The sequence below is a fragment of the Actinoallomurus oryzae genome (assembly GCF_039541955.1).
In the GTDB taxonomy this organism is placed as follows: Bacteria; Actinomycetota; Actinomycetes; order Streptosporangiales; family Streptosporangiaceae; genus Actinoallomurus; species Actinoallomurus oryzae.
Genome location: NZ_BAABHF010000007.1, coordinates 1 through 16983 on the forward strand (window position 1 = coordinate 1; position 16983 = coordinate 16983).

The window sequence follows — 16983 nt, forward strand, 5'->3', positions numbered from 1 at the left end:
AAGTCGGTGGCGGTGGTTCCGGTGATGACCGCACGCTGATCGAACACGGTGCGGGTGGCCAGTGCGTGGGCGATATCGACCGGGCTCAGGTCGGGGTGGTGGTCCAGGTGGTCGGCCAGGCGGCGGGCGTACTCACGGAGCGCTTCGGGGGTTTTGGCGGACAACGGCCACGCCACAGCACCAGACACCGGTTCAGACGCGGGTTCGGCGACTCTCAACGCTGCCGGGGCCGACTGGGGTTCGGTGACCTCCAACGCTGCCGGTGTGGGTTGGGGTGGTTGTTCGAGGATGAGGTGGGCGTTGGTGCCGCTGACGCCGAAGGAGGACACTGCGGCGCGGCGGGGACGGTCGGCATCTGGCCACGACCGGGCCTCGGTAAGGACGGTGAGGGTGGCGGTTGTCCAGTCCACCTCGGGGTTGAGTTTGTCGGCGTGGAGGGTCTTCGGCATCCGGGCGTGCTGGATGGCTTGGACCATCTTGATGACACCGGCGATACCGGCTGCGGCTTGGGTGTGACCGATGTTGGATTTCAGCGATCCCAGGTACAGCGGCTGGTCGGTGCGGCTCTGCCCGTAGGTGGCGAGCAGGGCGTTGGCTTCGATCGGGTCACCCAGGGAGGTGCCGGTGCCGTGGGCTTCGACCACATCGACCTGGTCGGGAGTCACCCCGGCGTTGGTGAGGGCCTGTCGGATGACGCGCTCTTGAGAGGGTCCATTCGGTGCGGTCAGGCCGTTGCTGGCCCCGTCCTGGTTGACCGCTGAGCCTTTGATGACGGCGAGGATCCGCCGGTTGTTCTTCCGAGCGTCCGACAGACGCTCCAGGAGGACAAGCCCGGCGCCCTCGGACCACCCGGTTCCATCGGCCGAGGCGGCGAACGACTTACACCGCCCATCGGCCGCCAACCCCCGCTGCCGACTGAACTCCACGAACATGCCCGGTGTGGACATCACGGTGACCCCGCCGGCGAGGGCGAGGTCGCATTCGCCCGTACGCAGGGAGTGCGCGGCCAGATGCAACGCCACCAGCGATGACGAACACGCCGTATCGACCGTCAGCGCAGGCCCCTGCAGACCGAGGGCATAGGAGATGCGGCCCGAGACGACGCTGCCCGTCGCTCCCGTCAGCGTGTAGCCGGCGAATCGTTCGTCCGCCTCATGCTGACGCGGTCCGTAGTCCGAGGGCATGGCGCCGGTGAACACGCCGGTCTGGCTGGTGTGGAGCGTGGTGGGGTCGATACCGGCGTTCTCGATGGTCTCCCAGGCGACCTCCAAGAGAAGCCGCTGCTGGGGGTCCATCGCGGTGGCCTCACGCGGAGAGATCCCGAAGAACGCCGCGTCGAACTGATCCGCGTCGTGAAGGAACCCGCCCTCCCGCGCATAGGACTTACCCGGAGCGTCGGGGTCCGGGTCGTACAACTCCTCCAGATCCCAACCACGGTTATCCGGAAACGGCGTGATCGCATCGACACCCTGATCCACCAGCTCCCACAACTCCTCCGGCGAGGCCACCCCACCCGGGAAACGGCAGCCCATCGCCACGATCGCGATCGGTTCCGTGGTGGTGACCGGGGCCGTCGCGGAAGTGATGGCGGGGCGGCCGGTGAGCCGTTGGCGGAGGTACGTGGCGAGGCTTTGCGGGGTGGGATGGTCGAACACCAGGGAGGACGGCAAGGTCATGCCTGTCGCCTCAGCGAGCCGGTCGCGGAGTTCGACGGCCGCCAGCGAGTCGAAGCCGAGCTGCTTGAAGGTACGGGCCGGGTCGAGGCGGTCCGACCCGGCGTGACCGAGGACGAGCGCGGCGTTCGAACGGACCGTTTCCAGCAGCATGGTTTCCTGCTCGCCGCTGTCCATTCCGGCGAGCAGATCGGTCTGCGGGATCTCCGAGACCGAAGGCGACTCGTCCGCGTCCAGCGAGGATTCGCCCGCTGTCGATGAAGCCGCGCCATCGTCGGCGAACCGGGACCCGGGCACCGTACCCGCGAGGTCCGCGGCCCGGATCCAGTGGCGTTTCCGCTGGAAGGCATACGTGGGCAGGTCCAGGGACACGGTGTGTCGCCGTTCGAGCCGGTCGGCGTTCCCTCCCCAGAGCGCCTCCCATCTCACCCGATCCCCATGGACGTGCGACTCCGCCAGCGCAGCGGTGACCGTGCGCACCTCAGGCCGGTTCCGGCGCAGCGTGGGGACCGTCGCGATCCGTGTCTTACCGGTCGCCTTCCTGCCGCCGGTGAGGCTCGTGGCGGCGAGGCTCGTGAGCACGGCGTCGGGACCGACCTCGACGAAGTCGGTGACGCCCTGCTCCTCCAGGCAGCGCACGCCCTCCATGAACAGCACTGGTCGCCGAGCGTGGTCGCTCCAGTAGGCGGGGTCGCGAAGCTGCTCGGCGGTGGCGAGCCGCCCTGTCGTGTCAGAGACGATCGGGATCCGCGGAGCCTGGAACGTCAGCCCGCTCATCGCCTGCCGGAACTCCTCGAGCATGGGTTCCATGTGCGCGGAGTGGAACGCATGGCTGACCCGCAGCCGCTTCGCCTTGCGCCCGCGTTCTCTCCACGCCTGGACGGTCCCGAGGACCGCCTGGTGGTCTCCGGAGATCACCACCGCCTTGGGACTGTTCACCGCGGCGAGCTCGATTCGGCCTTCGACGCAGGCCGGCAGGGCTCTCACCTCGTCCTCGGTCGCGTCGAGCGAGGCCATCGATCCGGTGGCGGGCAGCGCCTGCATCAACTGGCCTCGGGCGGCCACCAGCGTGCAGGCGTCGGCCAGCGACAGGACGCCGGCCACATGCGCGGCGGCGATACCGCCGATGGAGTGTCCGATGAGGTAGTCGGGGACGGCGCCACAGGATTCGAGCAGCCGGTACATGGCCACTTCCAGCGCGAAGAGCGTGGCCTGCGTGTAGGAGGTCTGGTCGAGGAGCGCGGCATCGGTGCTTCCCGCCGGGGCGAACATCACCGGGCGAAGCGGCCGGTCGAAACGGAGGTCGAGGTGGCCGAGCGTCTCGTCGAGAGCGTCGGCGAACACGGGGAACGCCTCATAAAGCCCGGCGCCCATGCCGGGCCGTTGACTGCCCTGGCCGCTGAACAGGAAGGCTGTCGCTCCCGCCGTTCCGGCCACTCCCGAGGTGACGTTCGTACGGCCCCGCCCCCGGGCGAGGGCGGCCAGCCCGTCGAGGAGCTCCTCGCGTCCCTCGCCCGTGATGACGGCCCGATGTTCGAACAACGAGCGCGTCGTCGCCAGCGCCGGCCCCACGTCCCGTGCGTCCAGACTCGGCGCGGACCGCAGGTGGTCCATCAGCCGCTGGGCCTGGGCACGAAGAGCGGACCGGCTGCGCGCCGACAGGGGCAGCACGAGCGGTGGCGGTACGGGTGACCGCGGCGCGGCCGGAGTCCCGCCTGCCGGTTCGGCTGAGACGCCGCGACGAGAGACCGCCACCATGCCGGAGGTGGGGACGGCGGGCGGTTCCGGGAGGGTGTCGGATGCCTCTGTGGGGACGGCCGGCGGTTCCGCGAGGGTGTCGGATGCCTCTGTGGGGACGGCCGGCGGTTCCGCGAGGGTGTGGGACGCCTCTATGGGGGAGGTGGGCGGTTCCGTGCGGGTGCCGGACGCCTCCGCGAGAGCGGCGAGGGCTTCCGTTACGACGACATGACAGTTCGCTCCGCCCATGCCGAAGGAGCTGACCCCCGCGACCAGGGGGCGGTCGGGGTCGGGCCAGGGAGTGAGGGCGGTCTGTACGCGCAGCCCGAGACGATCCAGCGGGATGTCGGGGTGCGGTGTCTCGAAGTTGAGGCTGGCCGGCAGGGCGCGGTGCCTCAGCGCCAGTATCACCTTGAGCAGGCCGGCGATGCCGGCCGCCGCCTCGAGGTGCCCGATGTTGGTCTTGACCGATCCCACGCGTAGCGGGCCGGCCGCCCCGTCGTCCCGCCGGAGCGCCGCACCGAGTGCGGCGGCCTCGATGGGGTCGCCGATCCTGGTGCCGGTGCCGTGCAGCTCGACGTACTGAACGTCCGCCGGGCCGATCCCCGCTTGCCGCCACGCCCGCTCGATGACCTTCGTCTGCGCCTCGGCGCTCGGGACGGTGAGCCCGTCGGTGGCGCCGTCGTTGTTGATCGCCGTGCCGCGGATGACCCCATGGACGTGGTCACCGTCGGCGATCGCTCGATCCAGCGGCTTGAGCAGCACCAGCCCGCCGCCCTCACCACGTACGAAACCGTTGGCGCGGGCGTCGAGGACGAAGCAACGGCCGTCCGGCGACAGTCCTCCGAAACGGGACGCGGCCACGGTGCCGACCGGATCGGCGATGAGGTTCACTCCGCCCGCCAGGGCCATCGTGGACTCGCCGCGGGCGAGACTCTCGCAGGCCAGGTGTACCGCCGTCAGGGACGACGACTGGCCGGTGTCGACCGTGAGGCTGGGGCCGGTGAAGCCGAGCGTGTAGGACACACGGTTGGCGATCATGCTCCGGTGCAGGCCCGTCATGCTGTGCCGGGTGACCGCGTCGGTGCCGCGCCGACGGGCGAGTGTCGCGTAGTCGTCCCAGATGGCACCCGCGAAGACGCCGACCCGGGTGTCGGCGAGCGACGCTGGGACGACTCCGGCGTTCTCCAGAGCCTCCCAGGAAAGCTCGAGCATGAGCCGCTGCTGCGGGTCCATCGCCGCGGCCTCACGCGGTGAGATGTCGAAGAACTCGGCGTCGAACTGGTCGATGTGGTCCAGGAACGCCCCGTGCTCCACACCGGGAAGGGCCCCTGCCGTACCCGGGCCGCCGGGCGCGGCTGCCGCACCCCATCGATCCGCCGGTGTCCCGCCGACCGCGTTCACGCCGTCGCGGAGCAATCGCCAGAAGGCGTTCGCGTCGGCGGAACGAGGAAAGCGGCAGGCCAGACCGATAATGGCGATTCCATTGTGTGTGGCAGAGGTCGATTCCATTGACGACGAACCCCAAACGGCTATTTCCGAAGTGCGGATTGGAATGTCGGCGGAAAATCGAACGGTGTTGGGTTTCTCACGGCAAATTCATCAATCTCCGCCCCTCGCTCGCCGGGCCTCGCCACCGCCGCTGGCCCAGTCCCCCCCGTAGTCGCCGACCTGTGCATACGGTCACGCAGCAGGACTGCGATTGGCGGCAAAGGCCGGCGTTCTCGCCAATCGTGCCGACTGTGTTGAGGGTGCGGCGCGACCGGTCGGATTGTCTTCGCCCAGATTGCCGTGTTCGGTGACCCTCCTATGCGTCGCGCCGTCACGGCGAGGTCCGGAAATGGACGTCCGAGGGCACGGCGAGATGCCTCCCTGGCCGTGGATCCCCAGGGAGGCCGTGCGGTGAACGCTCTGAACTTTGAGCCGGATCCGCCCCGCCTGACGCCACCGGTGGTCCGCTCCGTCTCACCGGAGCGAGGCGTCGGGCGGAGAGGCTCGGCCGCGGCGTCGCCGGAGGGCGGGCCTCTACGGCCGAGCCGCCGGAAGGACGATGCCCCGCGACGGCCCGGCCGGGTCCTACGGCGGCGCCACCAGAGGGCGCACCTGCGGTGGAGGTCGCCGTGAAGACGGGAGGAGCCCTGCGCCGGAAGCGCTAGGAGAGGGTGCCGCTGACGACCCAGGCAGGGGTACGCATGACCACCCCGGCGGACGTCTCGAAGGGACGCAGGGCCTCGACGCATGCCCGGCGAGCGCGGCCGGCGGTCTCCTCGTCCACCTGGGAGAGGCTGACCCGCATCGGCGTCCAGCTCAGCAGGAAGCCGGCCACGTCCTCGGCGTCCTTCCCCCAGGACCGCGACTCCATGACGTGGGGGAACGCCACGTCGGTGAAGCCGGCGCCCTCGAGCACCTCGGCGATGTGGTCGGGGTCGGCCATGGGGTTCTCCTTGGGCTCCTTGACCCACGGCAGGGCGAGCTGCTCCTGGACGGCCCCGAAGATGAGCGGCCAGTCCGTCCGCGTCACGTCGCCGTGGACGATCGCCGAGAGCCGGCCTCCTGAACGAAGTCCCCGCGCGATGTTGACCATCGCGGCGTACGGGTCATCGAAGAACGTCAGGCCGAACCGGCTGATGACCGCGTCGAAGCTGTTCTCGGCGAACGCGTAGATCTGCGCGTCGCCCTCGACGAACTCGACATTGGTCACGCCCTCGGCGGCGGTGAGGGCGCGGGCCCGCTCCAGCATGGGAGCGGAGATGTCGAACCCGACAGCGCTGCCGCGAGGGGCCCGGAGGGCGGCCAGCCGTGTCGTCTGACCGTTTCCGCAACCGATGTCGAGGACGCGGTTCTCCGGGCCGATGGCCGCCTTGGCGAACATGTGATCGTTGAACGCGCTGTTGAGGTGGTCCCAACGCTCGTGCTCTTCGGCCCAGAACACACCCTCGTCACCGTTCCAGTGGTCGGCCTGAGCAGCGTTGACTTTCGTGCCCATTGAAGGCTCCTTCGATGGATGTCGCTTGGACGTGGATGTCGTTCGGACGAACACCGGCCGGCGTCGCCGGGCGGCGATCAGCGGTGGTCAGAATCGGAGTGTCAGGGGCATCTGCGCGAAACCGCGCAGGCCGAGACCAGGCCGGCGCTGCACTGCGCCGGCGAGCGCCACGGAGGTGCTGCGGGACAGGAGCCGCTCGAGGAAGACCTGTACCTCCAGCCTCGCGAGCCCGGCGCCGAGGCAGAAGTGGATACCCGAGGCGAATGAGAGGTGAGCGTTGTCGGTGCGGCCGATGTCGAAGGTGTCGGGGTCGTCGAAGCGCGCGGGGTCGTAGTTGCCGGCCGCCAACATGATCGTCACTGTCTGGCCGGGCTTGAGCTCGGCGCCGGCGAAGGTGACCGGCTCCAGGACCGTACGGGCGTCGAACTGCACCGGCGAGTCAAAGCGCAGCACCTCTTCGACCGCACCCGGGATCGCGCCGGGGTCGTCGCGGAGCGCGTCCAGCGCGGCGGGGTGGTTCAGCAGCGTGTGCAGCGTGTTGCCGAGCAGGTGACCCGTCGTCTCGATGCCCGCGCCCAGGAGCAGGAGCGCGGTGGAGACCATCTCGACCTCTTCCAGGCGCCCCTGGGCCTCCGGGCCGACGAGCCGGCTCAGCAGGTCGTCGGCGGGGTGTTCGCGCTTGTGGGCGAGCAGTTCGCTGAAGTACGCGGCGAGCTCGGCCTCGGCGGTGATGGCCCGGCTGAGCGTGTCGGCGTCGGCGGTGGGCTCCACCATGGCCGCCTGGTCGGCGACCTTGGACCCGAAGCCCGCACGATCTTCCTCCGGAACGCCGAGCAGGTCACCGACGACGCCCACGGGAAGGCGCTGCGCGAAGCCGGTCATGAAGTCCGCGCCGGGCCGCTCGGCGAGACCATCGAGCAGGTCATCCACCCGGGCCGTGATCGCCGGCCGCAGGCTCTCGATGTGGCGGTGGGTGAAGGCGGAGCTCACCACGCGCCGCAGCCGGCTGTGATCCGGCGGGTTGGCGAACGACATGCTGCGCTCCAGCCGTGTCATCAGCTCGCGCAGCCGGTCCTCCGGGATCGGCCTCAGGCGGAAGCCCTGGATCTCGTTGCCCTTGCCGAGCGAACGGTGCCGCAGCGCCGCGTCGCAGTCGGCGTGGCGAGTCAGCACCAGAGTGCCGTCCGCGGTGATGAGGGCGGGAGCCCGGCGACGCAGTTCGTGGTATCCGGCGTAAGGATTCTCGTTGGTCGGATCCATCATGATCCGCTGGAACAGCTGTTCGGCGTCAGGGTCGACGCGGGCCGCCGCGGTCGTGATGTCGGAGGGAGCCTGGGCCATCGGAGATCCTTCCATGCGGCTGGCGGTCGCGTACGGGCGCCGGCGGTTCGCGCCGCCGACGCGACAATCCGCACGGGATACGAGGGAGTGTCACCGGCTCTCAGGACTGCACAGTTCCTGACCGCCGATGCGGAACTCTCTCGATAAGTAGAGAATGTGATGCATTTCCCCGGCTTGTCTTCGCCCAGATTGCTCCGGTCGCTCGGCGCGAAGCGGGCGGGATCGGGTAATGAGCGGTAAAGCTGGGCAGTCAGGGATCCCGATGGCAGACTGGTCCCCATGCGCGTGGGTATCCTGGGGCCGCTCGAGGTGTTGATCGAGGACACACAGGTGCAGGTCGGAGGGGCCCGTCTGCGCACGTTCCTGGCCAGGCTCGCGCTCGACGCGGGCCGGGCGGTCACGGTCGAGGCGCTGGCCGAGGCGATCTGGTGGAGCGAGCAACCCGCCGATCGTGTGAATGCGTTGCATACCCTCGTATCGCGGCTACGCAGGGTGCTCGCCGACGCCTCGGAGCTGCGTTGGGCTCATGGAGGTTATTGTCTGGACATCGATCCGGACGCCGTTGACGCCCTGCATTTCGAACGGCTCGCCCTCGAAGGGCGGCGGGCGCTTTCCGAAGGAGATCCGCGGCTCGCCGTTTCGCGGTTAAGGGAGGCGCTCGAACTCTGGCGGGGCGACCCGCTCGCGGGTGTGGCGCAGACCCCCTATGTCGAAGCCACCGTCGGCCGGCTACGGGAGCTGAGACTCGCGGCGATCGAGGACCGGGTCGAGGCCGAGTTGCTGGGCGGCACCGGCGAGTCCGACACCGTGGCCGAGCTGGGCGAGCTGATCGCCGCGCACCCGCTGCGGGAGCGCCTGCGTGGTCTGCACATCAAGGCGCTGCACGCTTCGGGCCGGCGCGCCGAGGCGCTGGCGGCCTATGAGGACTTTCGCAACTTCCTCGCCGACGAACTGGGCGCCGACCCGGGTCCGGGCCTGCAGGACCTTCACCTGTCCGCGCTGCGCGGCTCTCTCGTCGAGAACGAACGGCCCGCTCGCGAGGCCGTCCCCCGGGCCGGTCCCCGCACCGGCCGCCCCCACACCGAGCTCCACACCGAGCCTCACGCCGGCCCCCGAACCCACCCCCACACCGGTCCCCGGACCGGCCACTGGACGTCGCTGACGAGTTTCGTCGGCCGTGAGAACGAGCTGTCCCAGATCGAGGCCGACCTTCGGCGCGGCCGCCTGGTGACGCTCGTCGGCCATGGAGGGGCGGGCAAGACGCGGTTGGCGACCACGTACGCGGGCCAGGCGGAGGACTCCTTCTCCGGCGGCGCGTGGCTCGTCGAGCTCGCTCGCCTGAACGATCCCGCCGACGTGCCCAGCGCCGTGGTCGGTGTTCTCGGCCTGCGTGAGGGGCTTTTGGAGGGAGGCGACGGGCCACGTGACGCGGTGACCCGGCTGATCGACGTGCTCTCCGGCACCGAGACGCTCCTCGTCCTGGACAACTGCGAGCATCTGATCGACGCGGTCGCCCGGCTGGCCGAGGAACTGCTCGCCCGCTGCCCGGGCCTCAAGGTCCTGGCGACGAGCCGTGAGCCGCTCGCGATCGCCGGTGAGACGCTGTGCGCGGTGGAGCCCCTGGCCACGCCCGAGCCGGGTGCCCCCGCGACGGAGGTACTGGAGAGCCCCTCGATCCGTCTCTTCCTCGACCGGACCGCCTCGGTGCGGCCCGACCTGAAGCTCGGCGCCGACGCCATGCCGGTCGTCGCGGAGATCTGCCGCCGGCTGGACGGGCTTCCGCTGGCCATCGAGCTGGCCGCGGCCCGGCTTCGGGCGCTGCCGCTGGAAGAGCTGGCCGCCCGGCTGGACCAGCGCTTCCTCCTGCTCACCGGCGGCAGCCGTACGGTGCTGCCACGCCACCAGACATTGCGTGCCGTCGTCGACTGGAGCTGGGAACTCCTGGCCGACGAGGAACGTCGGTTCCTGACGCGGCTGGCGGTGTTCCCGGCCGTGATCACGCCCGCCGGCGCGGACTGGGTCGCGGCCCCGTCCGGGCACGTGCTGGACGCGCTGCACGCGCTGGTGGACAAGTCCCTCCTCCGCATGCTCGACGGGCCGGAGGCGCGCTACCGGATGCTCGAGACCGTGCGGGAGTACGGTCTCGAGCGGCTGGCCGCAGCGGGGGAGTTCGCCGAGGCCAGGGCCGCGCACACCGCGTTCTTCCTGCGGCTGGCCGAACAGGCCGCACCCCACCTGCACGGACCGGAGCAGGTGCGCTGGCTGTCGTCGCTGAGGGCCGAGCACGACAACCTGAATGCGGCTCTTCACTACGCCTGCGAGACCGGCGACGCCAAGACGGCCGTACGCCTCGCGGCGGCACTCGGCTTCTTCTGGACCGCACAGGGTGACCACGCCGAGGCGGCACGGCGGTTGCGCAGGGCCCTCGACGTTCCCGGCCCGGTGCCGGACGCCGCCTGGGCGAGGGCGACGGCCTTCCACCTGTTCAACCTGGTCCTGTCGGAAGGACCCCGCCACCCTCGGCTGGTCACCGAGGCGATGCGCCGCCGTATCCGGGAGGCCGGGCGGCAGGGCGCCGACCCGATGGTGACTCTCGCCGGGATGCTGCTGGCACTGATGGACGACGATCCGGCCGCCGGGCTCGTGGCCGTCGGCGAGCCGGTGCTGCCCGGCGACTGCTGGACGAGTGCCATGCTGCGGCTCGTACGCTCGTTCATGCTGGCCAACAGCGGCGACATGGACGCGATGCGCCAGGAGCTGGAGATCGCCTCGAAGGAGTTCCGCCGGCTCGGCGAGCGCTGGGGGCTGGCCATGGCGCTGACGTTCCTCGGGGGCTCCCAGATGGCGCTGGGTACCGGCCGGGCGGCCGTGGCCGCCCTGGAGGAGTCGATCCGGCTGATGCGCGAGCTCGGCACCGCCGGTGAGGCGTTCCAGCAGCGGATCTGGCTCGCCGAGGCACGTATCCAGGTCGGAGACGTCGAACGTGCGCGGGCGGAGCTCCTCGAGACCGTGGACGGTCACCATTCTCGGACGCCGGCGCGCGCCGCGGCTCTGACCCGGATCTCACTGTGCAACCTGGCGCTGGACACCGGCGACCTCGCGGAGGCCGAGCGGCATTTCGCCGCGGCGGCGCGCAGTGTCGAGCATGCGCACACACGGGACGCGCTGATGATCGCCATGCTGGAGACGGTTCGAGGGCGGCTGACGGCGGCCGTGGGTGACCTGCCGACGGCGCAGCGGCAACTCGCCGAGGCTCTGCGGCTGGCACGGGAGGTCGCCGACCTCCCGCTGGTGGCCGCCGTCGGTATCGGCATCGCCCGCCTTCAGCGACGGCGGGGAGCGGCCGGGCGGGCCGCCGAGATCCTCGGCGCGTCCCACGTCCTGCACGGCACGACGGGCACGTTCGGCCGGGACGACGCGAGACTCGCCGACGAACTGCGCGGCGATCTGGGAGAAGGCGCCTTCGACACGGCCTACGACCGTGGGGTGGCCCTGGACCGCGACGACGCGCTCGCGCTGCTCGCGTCTTCCTGCCCGGCCTCGGCGGAGTCGTGAGACGCACCGTGCTCCCGCCGTGCCGGCACCCGCGCGTTCCGCCCGTCTCTCGGGCGGGCGCCGCGCGTACGGCCCCGAAGCGCCACCGGCTCGCCCCGCCGGGACACCCCGCCCCGCCCGGCCACCGATGCGGGCGGGGCGCTTCGACGAGCTCGGCCGAGCCCGGTTACCAGGTCACGGGCAGGCGCAGCGGGGCGCGGAGGAGCAGGCCGCTCCTCCACTCCACCTCGTCCGCGGCGACGGCCAGGCGCAGGCCGGGCAACCGTCGTGTCAGCGTCTCCAACGCCAGGCGGAGCTCGTGCCGGGCGAGGTTGGCGCCCGCGCAGTAGTGCGGACCCTGCCCGAACGTCAGGTGAGGGCATTCGGCGCGGCGCACGTCGAACCGCTCCGGGTCGGGGAAGACCTCCGGGTCGCGGTTGGCCGAGGCCATCGACGGCATCACGGTCTGACCGGCGCGGACCACTCCGGAGGGCAACCGCACGTCGCTGGTCGCCATCCGCAGGAGGCCGCCGTCGCTGGGCATGCCGTAGCGCAGCAGTTCCTCCACCGCACCGGGGATGATCTCAGGCTCGGCGCACAGCACCCGGTACTGATCGGTCGTCAGCAGGCTGAGGACGCCCCGGGCGAGCACCGTGGCCGTCGTCTCGTACCCGGCCATGATCAGCATGACGGTCAGGTGGACCAGCTCGGCCTCGCTGAGCCGTTCGCCCTCGTCGTGCGCGCTGATCAGCGCGTCGATCAGTGCGTCGCCTTCGCTGCCGCGACGAGCGGCGATCAGCTCACGAACGTATCCGGAGAACTCCCCAGCGGCCGCGATGCGCTCTTCCACCGTGAACGCGGTACTGGAGATGATCATGTCCGTCCACGTCTGGAACTTCTCGCGGTCCGCCGGAGGCACCCCGAGGAGCTCGCACATGATCTGGATCGGCAGCGGAACGGTGAACGCCGAGATGAGATCCGCGGAAGTCCCCTGGGCGACCAGGCCGTCCGTGAGGTGTTCGGTGATGGCGAGGACCTTCGGATGCCACGCCTTCACATTCCGCGGGCTGAAGATGCCGGTCACGATGCGGCGCACCCGTGTGTGCCGTGGCGGGTCCATGTTGGTCAGGGCGTTGGGATCCTCGCCGAACTCCTCACCCGGCAGGATCCGCGGCGCGTCCGGTGCGAGTGTCGCCTCGCGGCTGAAGGCGGGATTGGTCAGAACCTCGTGCACGTCGGCGTACCGGACGGCCATGGTCACCTCGTCGCCGCTGGGCAGCGTGACCGGAGCGAGCGGTGCGTCGGCCCGGCGTCTGGCGAACTCCGGTGGCGGCGACCCGTCGGGCCGTGCCGAAAAGACTCCTTCATCCTGCTGCGTCATGTCGCGGCACCTCTCGAGTATCGCCGGTCTTCTCGTGAGTGTGAGGCGAGGCGATCGCGCCGGGGAAGTTTCCAGATTGCTCTTCTGTGCGCCATTCTCGCGAGAAATCGATTTCCGCCGTCACCGGCCACCGGTCGCCTTTGGAATTCATCGGCGGTCTCCAGCGATATTCCACCGATAATTGAGCGATCCTGGACGGTCGCCGACCGAGCGGATGACATTGTCGCCACTCGTATGGATCAGCCGGTGCGAGCGTTTCCCGGCGCCGGCCGGGAAAGGCATGGCCGGCGTGGCTCGAGAATCACGGCGGCCGGTTCGAGCCATCCTCGACCAGAAGACGACGAAGAACACCGACACTCGATCACGTCGATTCGTCGCGTCGCCGGGCGTTTCGCGGCGTGCGGGCTTCCCGCCGGCGCCGACCCGCGCCGGCGGGGACACAGGAGGTGTCGAGGTGGAGATCGCCCACCGGTTCGTCAGAGTGAACCGCATGCGGCTGCACATCGCCGAGGCCGGCTCCGGTCCGTTGGTGCTGCTGATCCACGGCTTCCCCGAGTGCTGGTACTCGTGGCGGCATCAGCTGACCGCCCTGGCCCGCGAGGGATACCACGTCGTCGCGCCGGACCAGCGCGGGTACGCGCGCAGCGATCGGCCGGGAGGGGTCGAGGACTACACGATCATGCATCTGGTCGGCGACGTGATCGGGATCATGGACGCACTCGGCGAGGAGAACGCGGTGGTCGCCGGCCATGACTGGGGCGCCGGAGTCGCCTGGCACACGGCGCTGCTGCGTCCCGACCGGGTCCGCGGCGTCATCGGGCTCAGCATGCCCTACATCCCGCGGACCCCGGCACCGGCGACCCTGCTCATGCGCGTCGGCATGGGCAAGGGCTACTACATGCTCTACTTCCAGAAGCCGGGGGTCGCGGACGCGGAGCTCTCCCGGGACCCGTACGACACGTTTCGCCGGGTGCTGTACGCGCCGTCGGGCGACGGCCCTCAGGGTGGCGCCATGGTCGTCCCGGACGGCGGCGGATTCCTGGACCTGTGTCCCGACCCGGAGAAGTTGCCCGGCTGGCTGACCGAGGAGGACATCGACACGTACGTGGCGGAGTTCGCGGAGGCGGGATTCACCGGCGGGCTCAACTGGTACCGCAACATGGACCGCAACTGGGCGCTCACCGCCCCATGGCACGGCGTTCCCATACTTCCGCCGGCTCTGTACATCGTCGGCGACCGCGATATGAGCCTTCGGATGTTGCCGGAGGAGCCCGTCTCCCCCGAAGTGGTGCCGAACCTGCGCGGCACCGTGCGGCTGCCCGGCTGCGGGCACTGGACGCAGCAGGAGCGTCCCGACGAGGTGAACGCGGCGATGCTGGAGTTCTTCGCGTCACTCGGCTGAGCCGGCGTGCCAGGTCCCACCAGCCGTCGTATGGGAACCGTCCGGCCGCGATGACCGGTACCGGCCGCCGTTACCCACGGCAGCGGCCGTACCGGACGGGACAAAGCGCCCTGCCTGCGCGGGCTGCCAGCCTTCTGTAGGCGCTCTACCAGCGGCGGCTGGCAGTCTCCGACTCATGAGCTACGCGTTTGAAACCGAGGGCCTGGTCAAGCGTTTCGGCGCCACCACCGCGCTCGCGGGCATCGATCTCGCCGCACGCGCCGGCGAGGTACACGGGTTCCTCGGCCCCAACGGTGCGGGGAAGAGCACGACGATCCGGATCCTGCTGGGCCTGCTGCGTGCGGACGCCGGCACCGTCAGGCTGCTGGACGGCGATCCCTGGCGTGACGCGACCGAACTGCACCGGCGTCTCGCGTACGTGCCCGGAGACGTCAGCCTCTGGCCCACCGTCTCCGGAGGGGAGATCATCGATCTGCTCGGCCGGTTGCGCGGTGGTCTCGACCGACGCCGCCGCGATGAGCTCCTGGACCGCTTCGAGCTCGATCCCCGCAAGAAGGCCCGGGCCTACTCCAAGGGCAACCGCCAGAAGGTGGCGCTGGTCGCCGCGCTGGCGTCCGGGGTGGAGCTGCTCATCCTGGACGAGCCCACCTCCGGGCTGGACCCGCTGATGGCCGAGGTCTTCAAGGACTGCATCGCCGAGGAGCGCAAGGCGGGTCGTACGGTCTTCCTGGCCAGCCACATCCTCGCCGAGGTGGAACAGCTCTGCGACCGGATCACGATCATCCGCGCCGGCAAGATCGTGGAGACGGGCACGATGGTCGATCTCCGTCACCTGACCCGCGCCTCGATCCGGGCCGAGCTCGCGCGCCGGCCGGAGGGTCTGGAGCAGCTGCCCGGCGTGCACGAGCTGCACATCGAGGGTCTGCGGTTGAGCTGCCAGGTCGAGACCGGACGGATCGGCGCGCTGATGAGCCGGCTGGCCGAGTACGACATCCGGGAGCTGATCAGCCGGCCGCCGTCGCTGGAGGAGACGTTCCTGCGGCACTACCGGGATCAGGCGACGGCGGCGGACAGGGAGCCCGCGCTGTGAGCGCGCCGGTCCGCACCCCGTCACCGCCCACCGGCACGGCGTCCGTCCGCGGCGCCCCGAGGCTCGCCGGCTGCGGCTCGCTCGCGCGCATGGCGTTGCGCCGGGACCGCGTCCGGCTCATCGTCTGGGCGCTGCTGACGCTCGGCATCCTGGTCTCCCTGGTGTCCAGTGTCGTCCGCAACCAGCAGACCCTGGCTCAGCGACAGGAGTACGCCGCCCACATCGGCGACAGCGCCGCCGCGGCCGCCTTCAGCGGACCGCTCTACGGGTTGACCACCAAAGGCGGCATCGCCGTCGCCGAGGCGCTCACCATCATCATGTTCGGCATGGCGCTCGGCAGCCTGCTGCTGATCGTCCGTTACACGCGCACCGACGAGGAGACCGGACGCGCCGAGCTCATCGCCTCGACCGGGGTGAGCCGGTACGGGCGGCTGGCGGCGGCCGTGGTCGTGGTGGGCGGAGCCGATCTGGTCCTCGGCGCCGTCTCCACGCTGATCATGCTGGCCTTCGGCCTGCCGGCGCCCGGCTGCGTCGCCTTCGGGCTGGTCCTGACCCTCGTCGGCTGGACGTTCGCGGGCGTGGGCGCGCTGTTCGCCCAGGTCTTCCAGCACTCGCGTACGGCGATGGGCACTTCCGTCGCGGTGTTCGGCGCCGCGCTCGTGCTCCGGGCCATCGGCGACGCCGGCCTGATCGCCGACGGGCGGAGCCCGCTGCGGTACCTGTCGTGGGCGTCGCCGCTCGGCTGGGCGTTCGAGGTCCGCCCGTACGCCGGGGAACGCTGGTGGGTGGCGGCCCTGATGTTCGCCCTGGCGGTCGTCCTGGTGGGTGCGGCCGCGGCGCTGGTGGTGCGCCGCGACATCGACGCGGGGCTGATCCCGGCGCGCCTGGGCCGGGCTCGCGCCACTCCGCGCTTCGGCAGTGCCTGGGGGCTGGCGTGGCGCCTCCAGCGTGGCGGCATCGCCGGGTGGGGCGTGGGCATCGCGCTGTTCGCCGGCGTCTTCGGATCCTTCGCCGTGGAGATGGACGACATGGCCAGGTCCGGTGGCTCGGTGGACCTGCTCGCGCGGCTCGGCGGATCGCGTGTGCCCTCCGACAGCTGGATCGCATGGACGCTGAGCCTCGCGGGCATGGTGTCGGCGATCTACGTCGTGTCCGCGGTGCTCCGGCTGCGGGCGGAGGAAGACGGCCTCCGCACCGAGATGGTGCTGGCCACGGCGGTCGGCCGGCGAAAGTGGTGCGCCGCCCACCTGGTCACGGCGGCGGTGGGGGTGACCGTCATCATGGTCGCGTCCGGGCTGGTCGCCGGGCTCGTCCACGGCCTGCGCGCGGATGATCTCGGCGGGCAGCTGCCGCGCGTACTCGGCGGTGCGCTGGTCCAGGTTCCCGCGGCGCTCCTGATGGCGGCGGTGGCCTTCGCCGTTCACGCCTTCCTGCCCCGGCTCACCGCGCTGGCGTGGGTGGCGGTGGTGGGCGCCGTGCTGCTGACGCAGATCGGCGCGAGCCTCCGCTTCGACCAGGCGGTGCTCGACATCTCACCGTTCACGCACGCGCCCAAGGCCCCGGCCGCGCCCGTGCACGCGGCGCCGCTGCTGTGGTTCCTCGGTTCGGCGGTGCTGCTCGCAGCCGCGGGCCTGTACCGGGTCGGGCGGCGCGACATCGGTGTGTCGTGAGACGCGGCCGCCTCGTCCCGGCGGTCACGCCGAGTACGACCGGCGCCTCGACCGAGCCTCGAATCCGCCTCAATATCGCCACGAGGGCGAACTCGTACATTCCGGTTTGACGGCGACCGCCTGGGCAGAGCCTCGAAGGCCCACTCGCGACACGCGTCGCACGGCCTGG

General features: G+C 70.7%; 8 protein-coding genes. 4 read left to right on the forward strand and 4 right to left on the reverse strand.

Annotated elements, in window-relative coordinates; all coding sequences use genetic code 11:
• The 3 genes from ABEA10_RS01080 to ABEA10_RS01090 all read right to left on the reverse strand — a co-directional run.
• A partial coding sequence (locus ABEA10_RS01080) for a beta-ketoacyl synthase N-terminal-like domain-containing protein (RefSeq protein ID WP_345456051.1) occupies positions 1-4922 on the reverse strand: 4922 nt, incomplete at its 3' end.
• Between the two features lie 640 nt (positions 4923-5562).
• Complete coding sequence (locus tag ABEA10_RS01085) at positions 5563-6396, reverse strand: class I SAM-dependent methyltransferase (protein ID WP_345456053.1); 834 nt, start codon at positions 6394-6396, stop codon at positions 5563-5565.
• Between the two features lie 87 nt (positions 6397-6483).
• Positions 6484-7737: a cytochrome P450 gene (locus ABEA10_RS01090; protein ID WP_345456055.1), complete on the reverse strand. Its 1254-nt coding sequence runs from the start codon at positions 7735-7737 to the stop codon at positions 6484-6486.
• 279 nt (positions 7738-8016) lie between these two features.
• Here ABEA10_RS01090 and ABEA10_RS01095 point away from each other — a divergent pair, with 279 nt between their 5' ends.
• Positions 8017-11292: an AfsR/SARP family transcriptional regulator gene (locus ABEA10_RS01095; protein ID WP_345456057.1), complete on the forward strand. Its 3276-nt coding sequence runs from the start codon at positions 8017-8019 to the stop codon at positions 11290-11292.
• 166 nt (positions 11293-11458) lie between these two features.
• On the opposite strand, the gene ABEA10_RS01100 is transcribed toward ABEA10_RS01095, so the two are convergent.
• Positions 11459-12652, reverse strand: a complete 1194-nt coding sequence (locus tag ABEA10_RS01100) for a cytochrome P450 (RefSeq protein WP_345456059.1) — start codon at positions 12650-12652, stop codon at positions 11459-11461.
• A gap of 454 nt (positions 12653-13106) precedes the next feature.
• Here ABEA10_RS01100 and ABEA10_RS01105 point away from each other — a divergent pair, with 454 nt between their 5' ends.
• The 3 genes from ABEA10_RS01105 (at position 13107) to ABEA10_RS01115 (ending at position 16814) form a co-directional block, all read left to right on the forward strand.
• A complete protein-coding gene (locus ABEA10_RS01105; protein WP_345456061.1) occupies positions 13107-14054 on the forward strand; it encodes an alpha/beta fold hydrolase in 948 nt (315 codons plus the stop codon).
• Between the two features lie 175 nt (positions 14055-14229).
• Complete coding sequence (locus ABEA10_RS01110; RefSeq protein WP_345456064.1) at positions 14230-15144, forward strand: ABC transporter ATP-binding protein; 915 nt, start codon at positions 14230-14232, stop codon at positions 15142-15144.
• A complete protein-coding gene (locus ABEA10_RS01115) occupies positions 15141-16814 on the forward strand; it encodes an ABC transporter permease (protein ID WP_345456066.1) in 1674 nt (557 codons plus the stop codon). Before ABEA10_RS01110 ends, ABEA10_RS01115 begins: the two co-directional genes overlap by 4 nt.
• Positions 16815-16983: the final 169 nt, after the last annotated feature.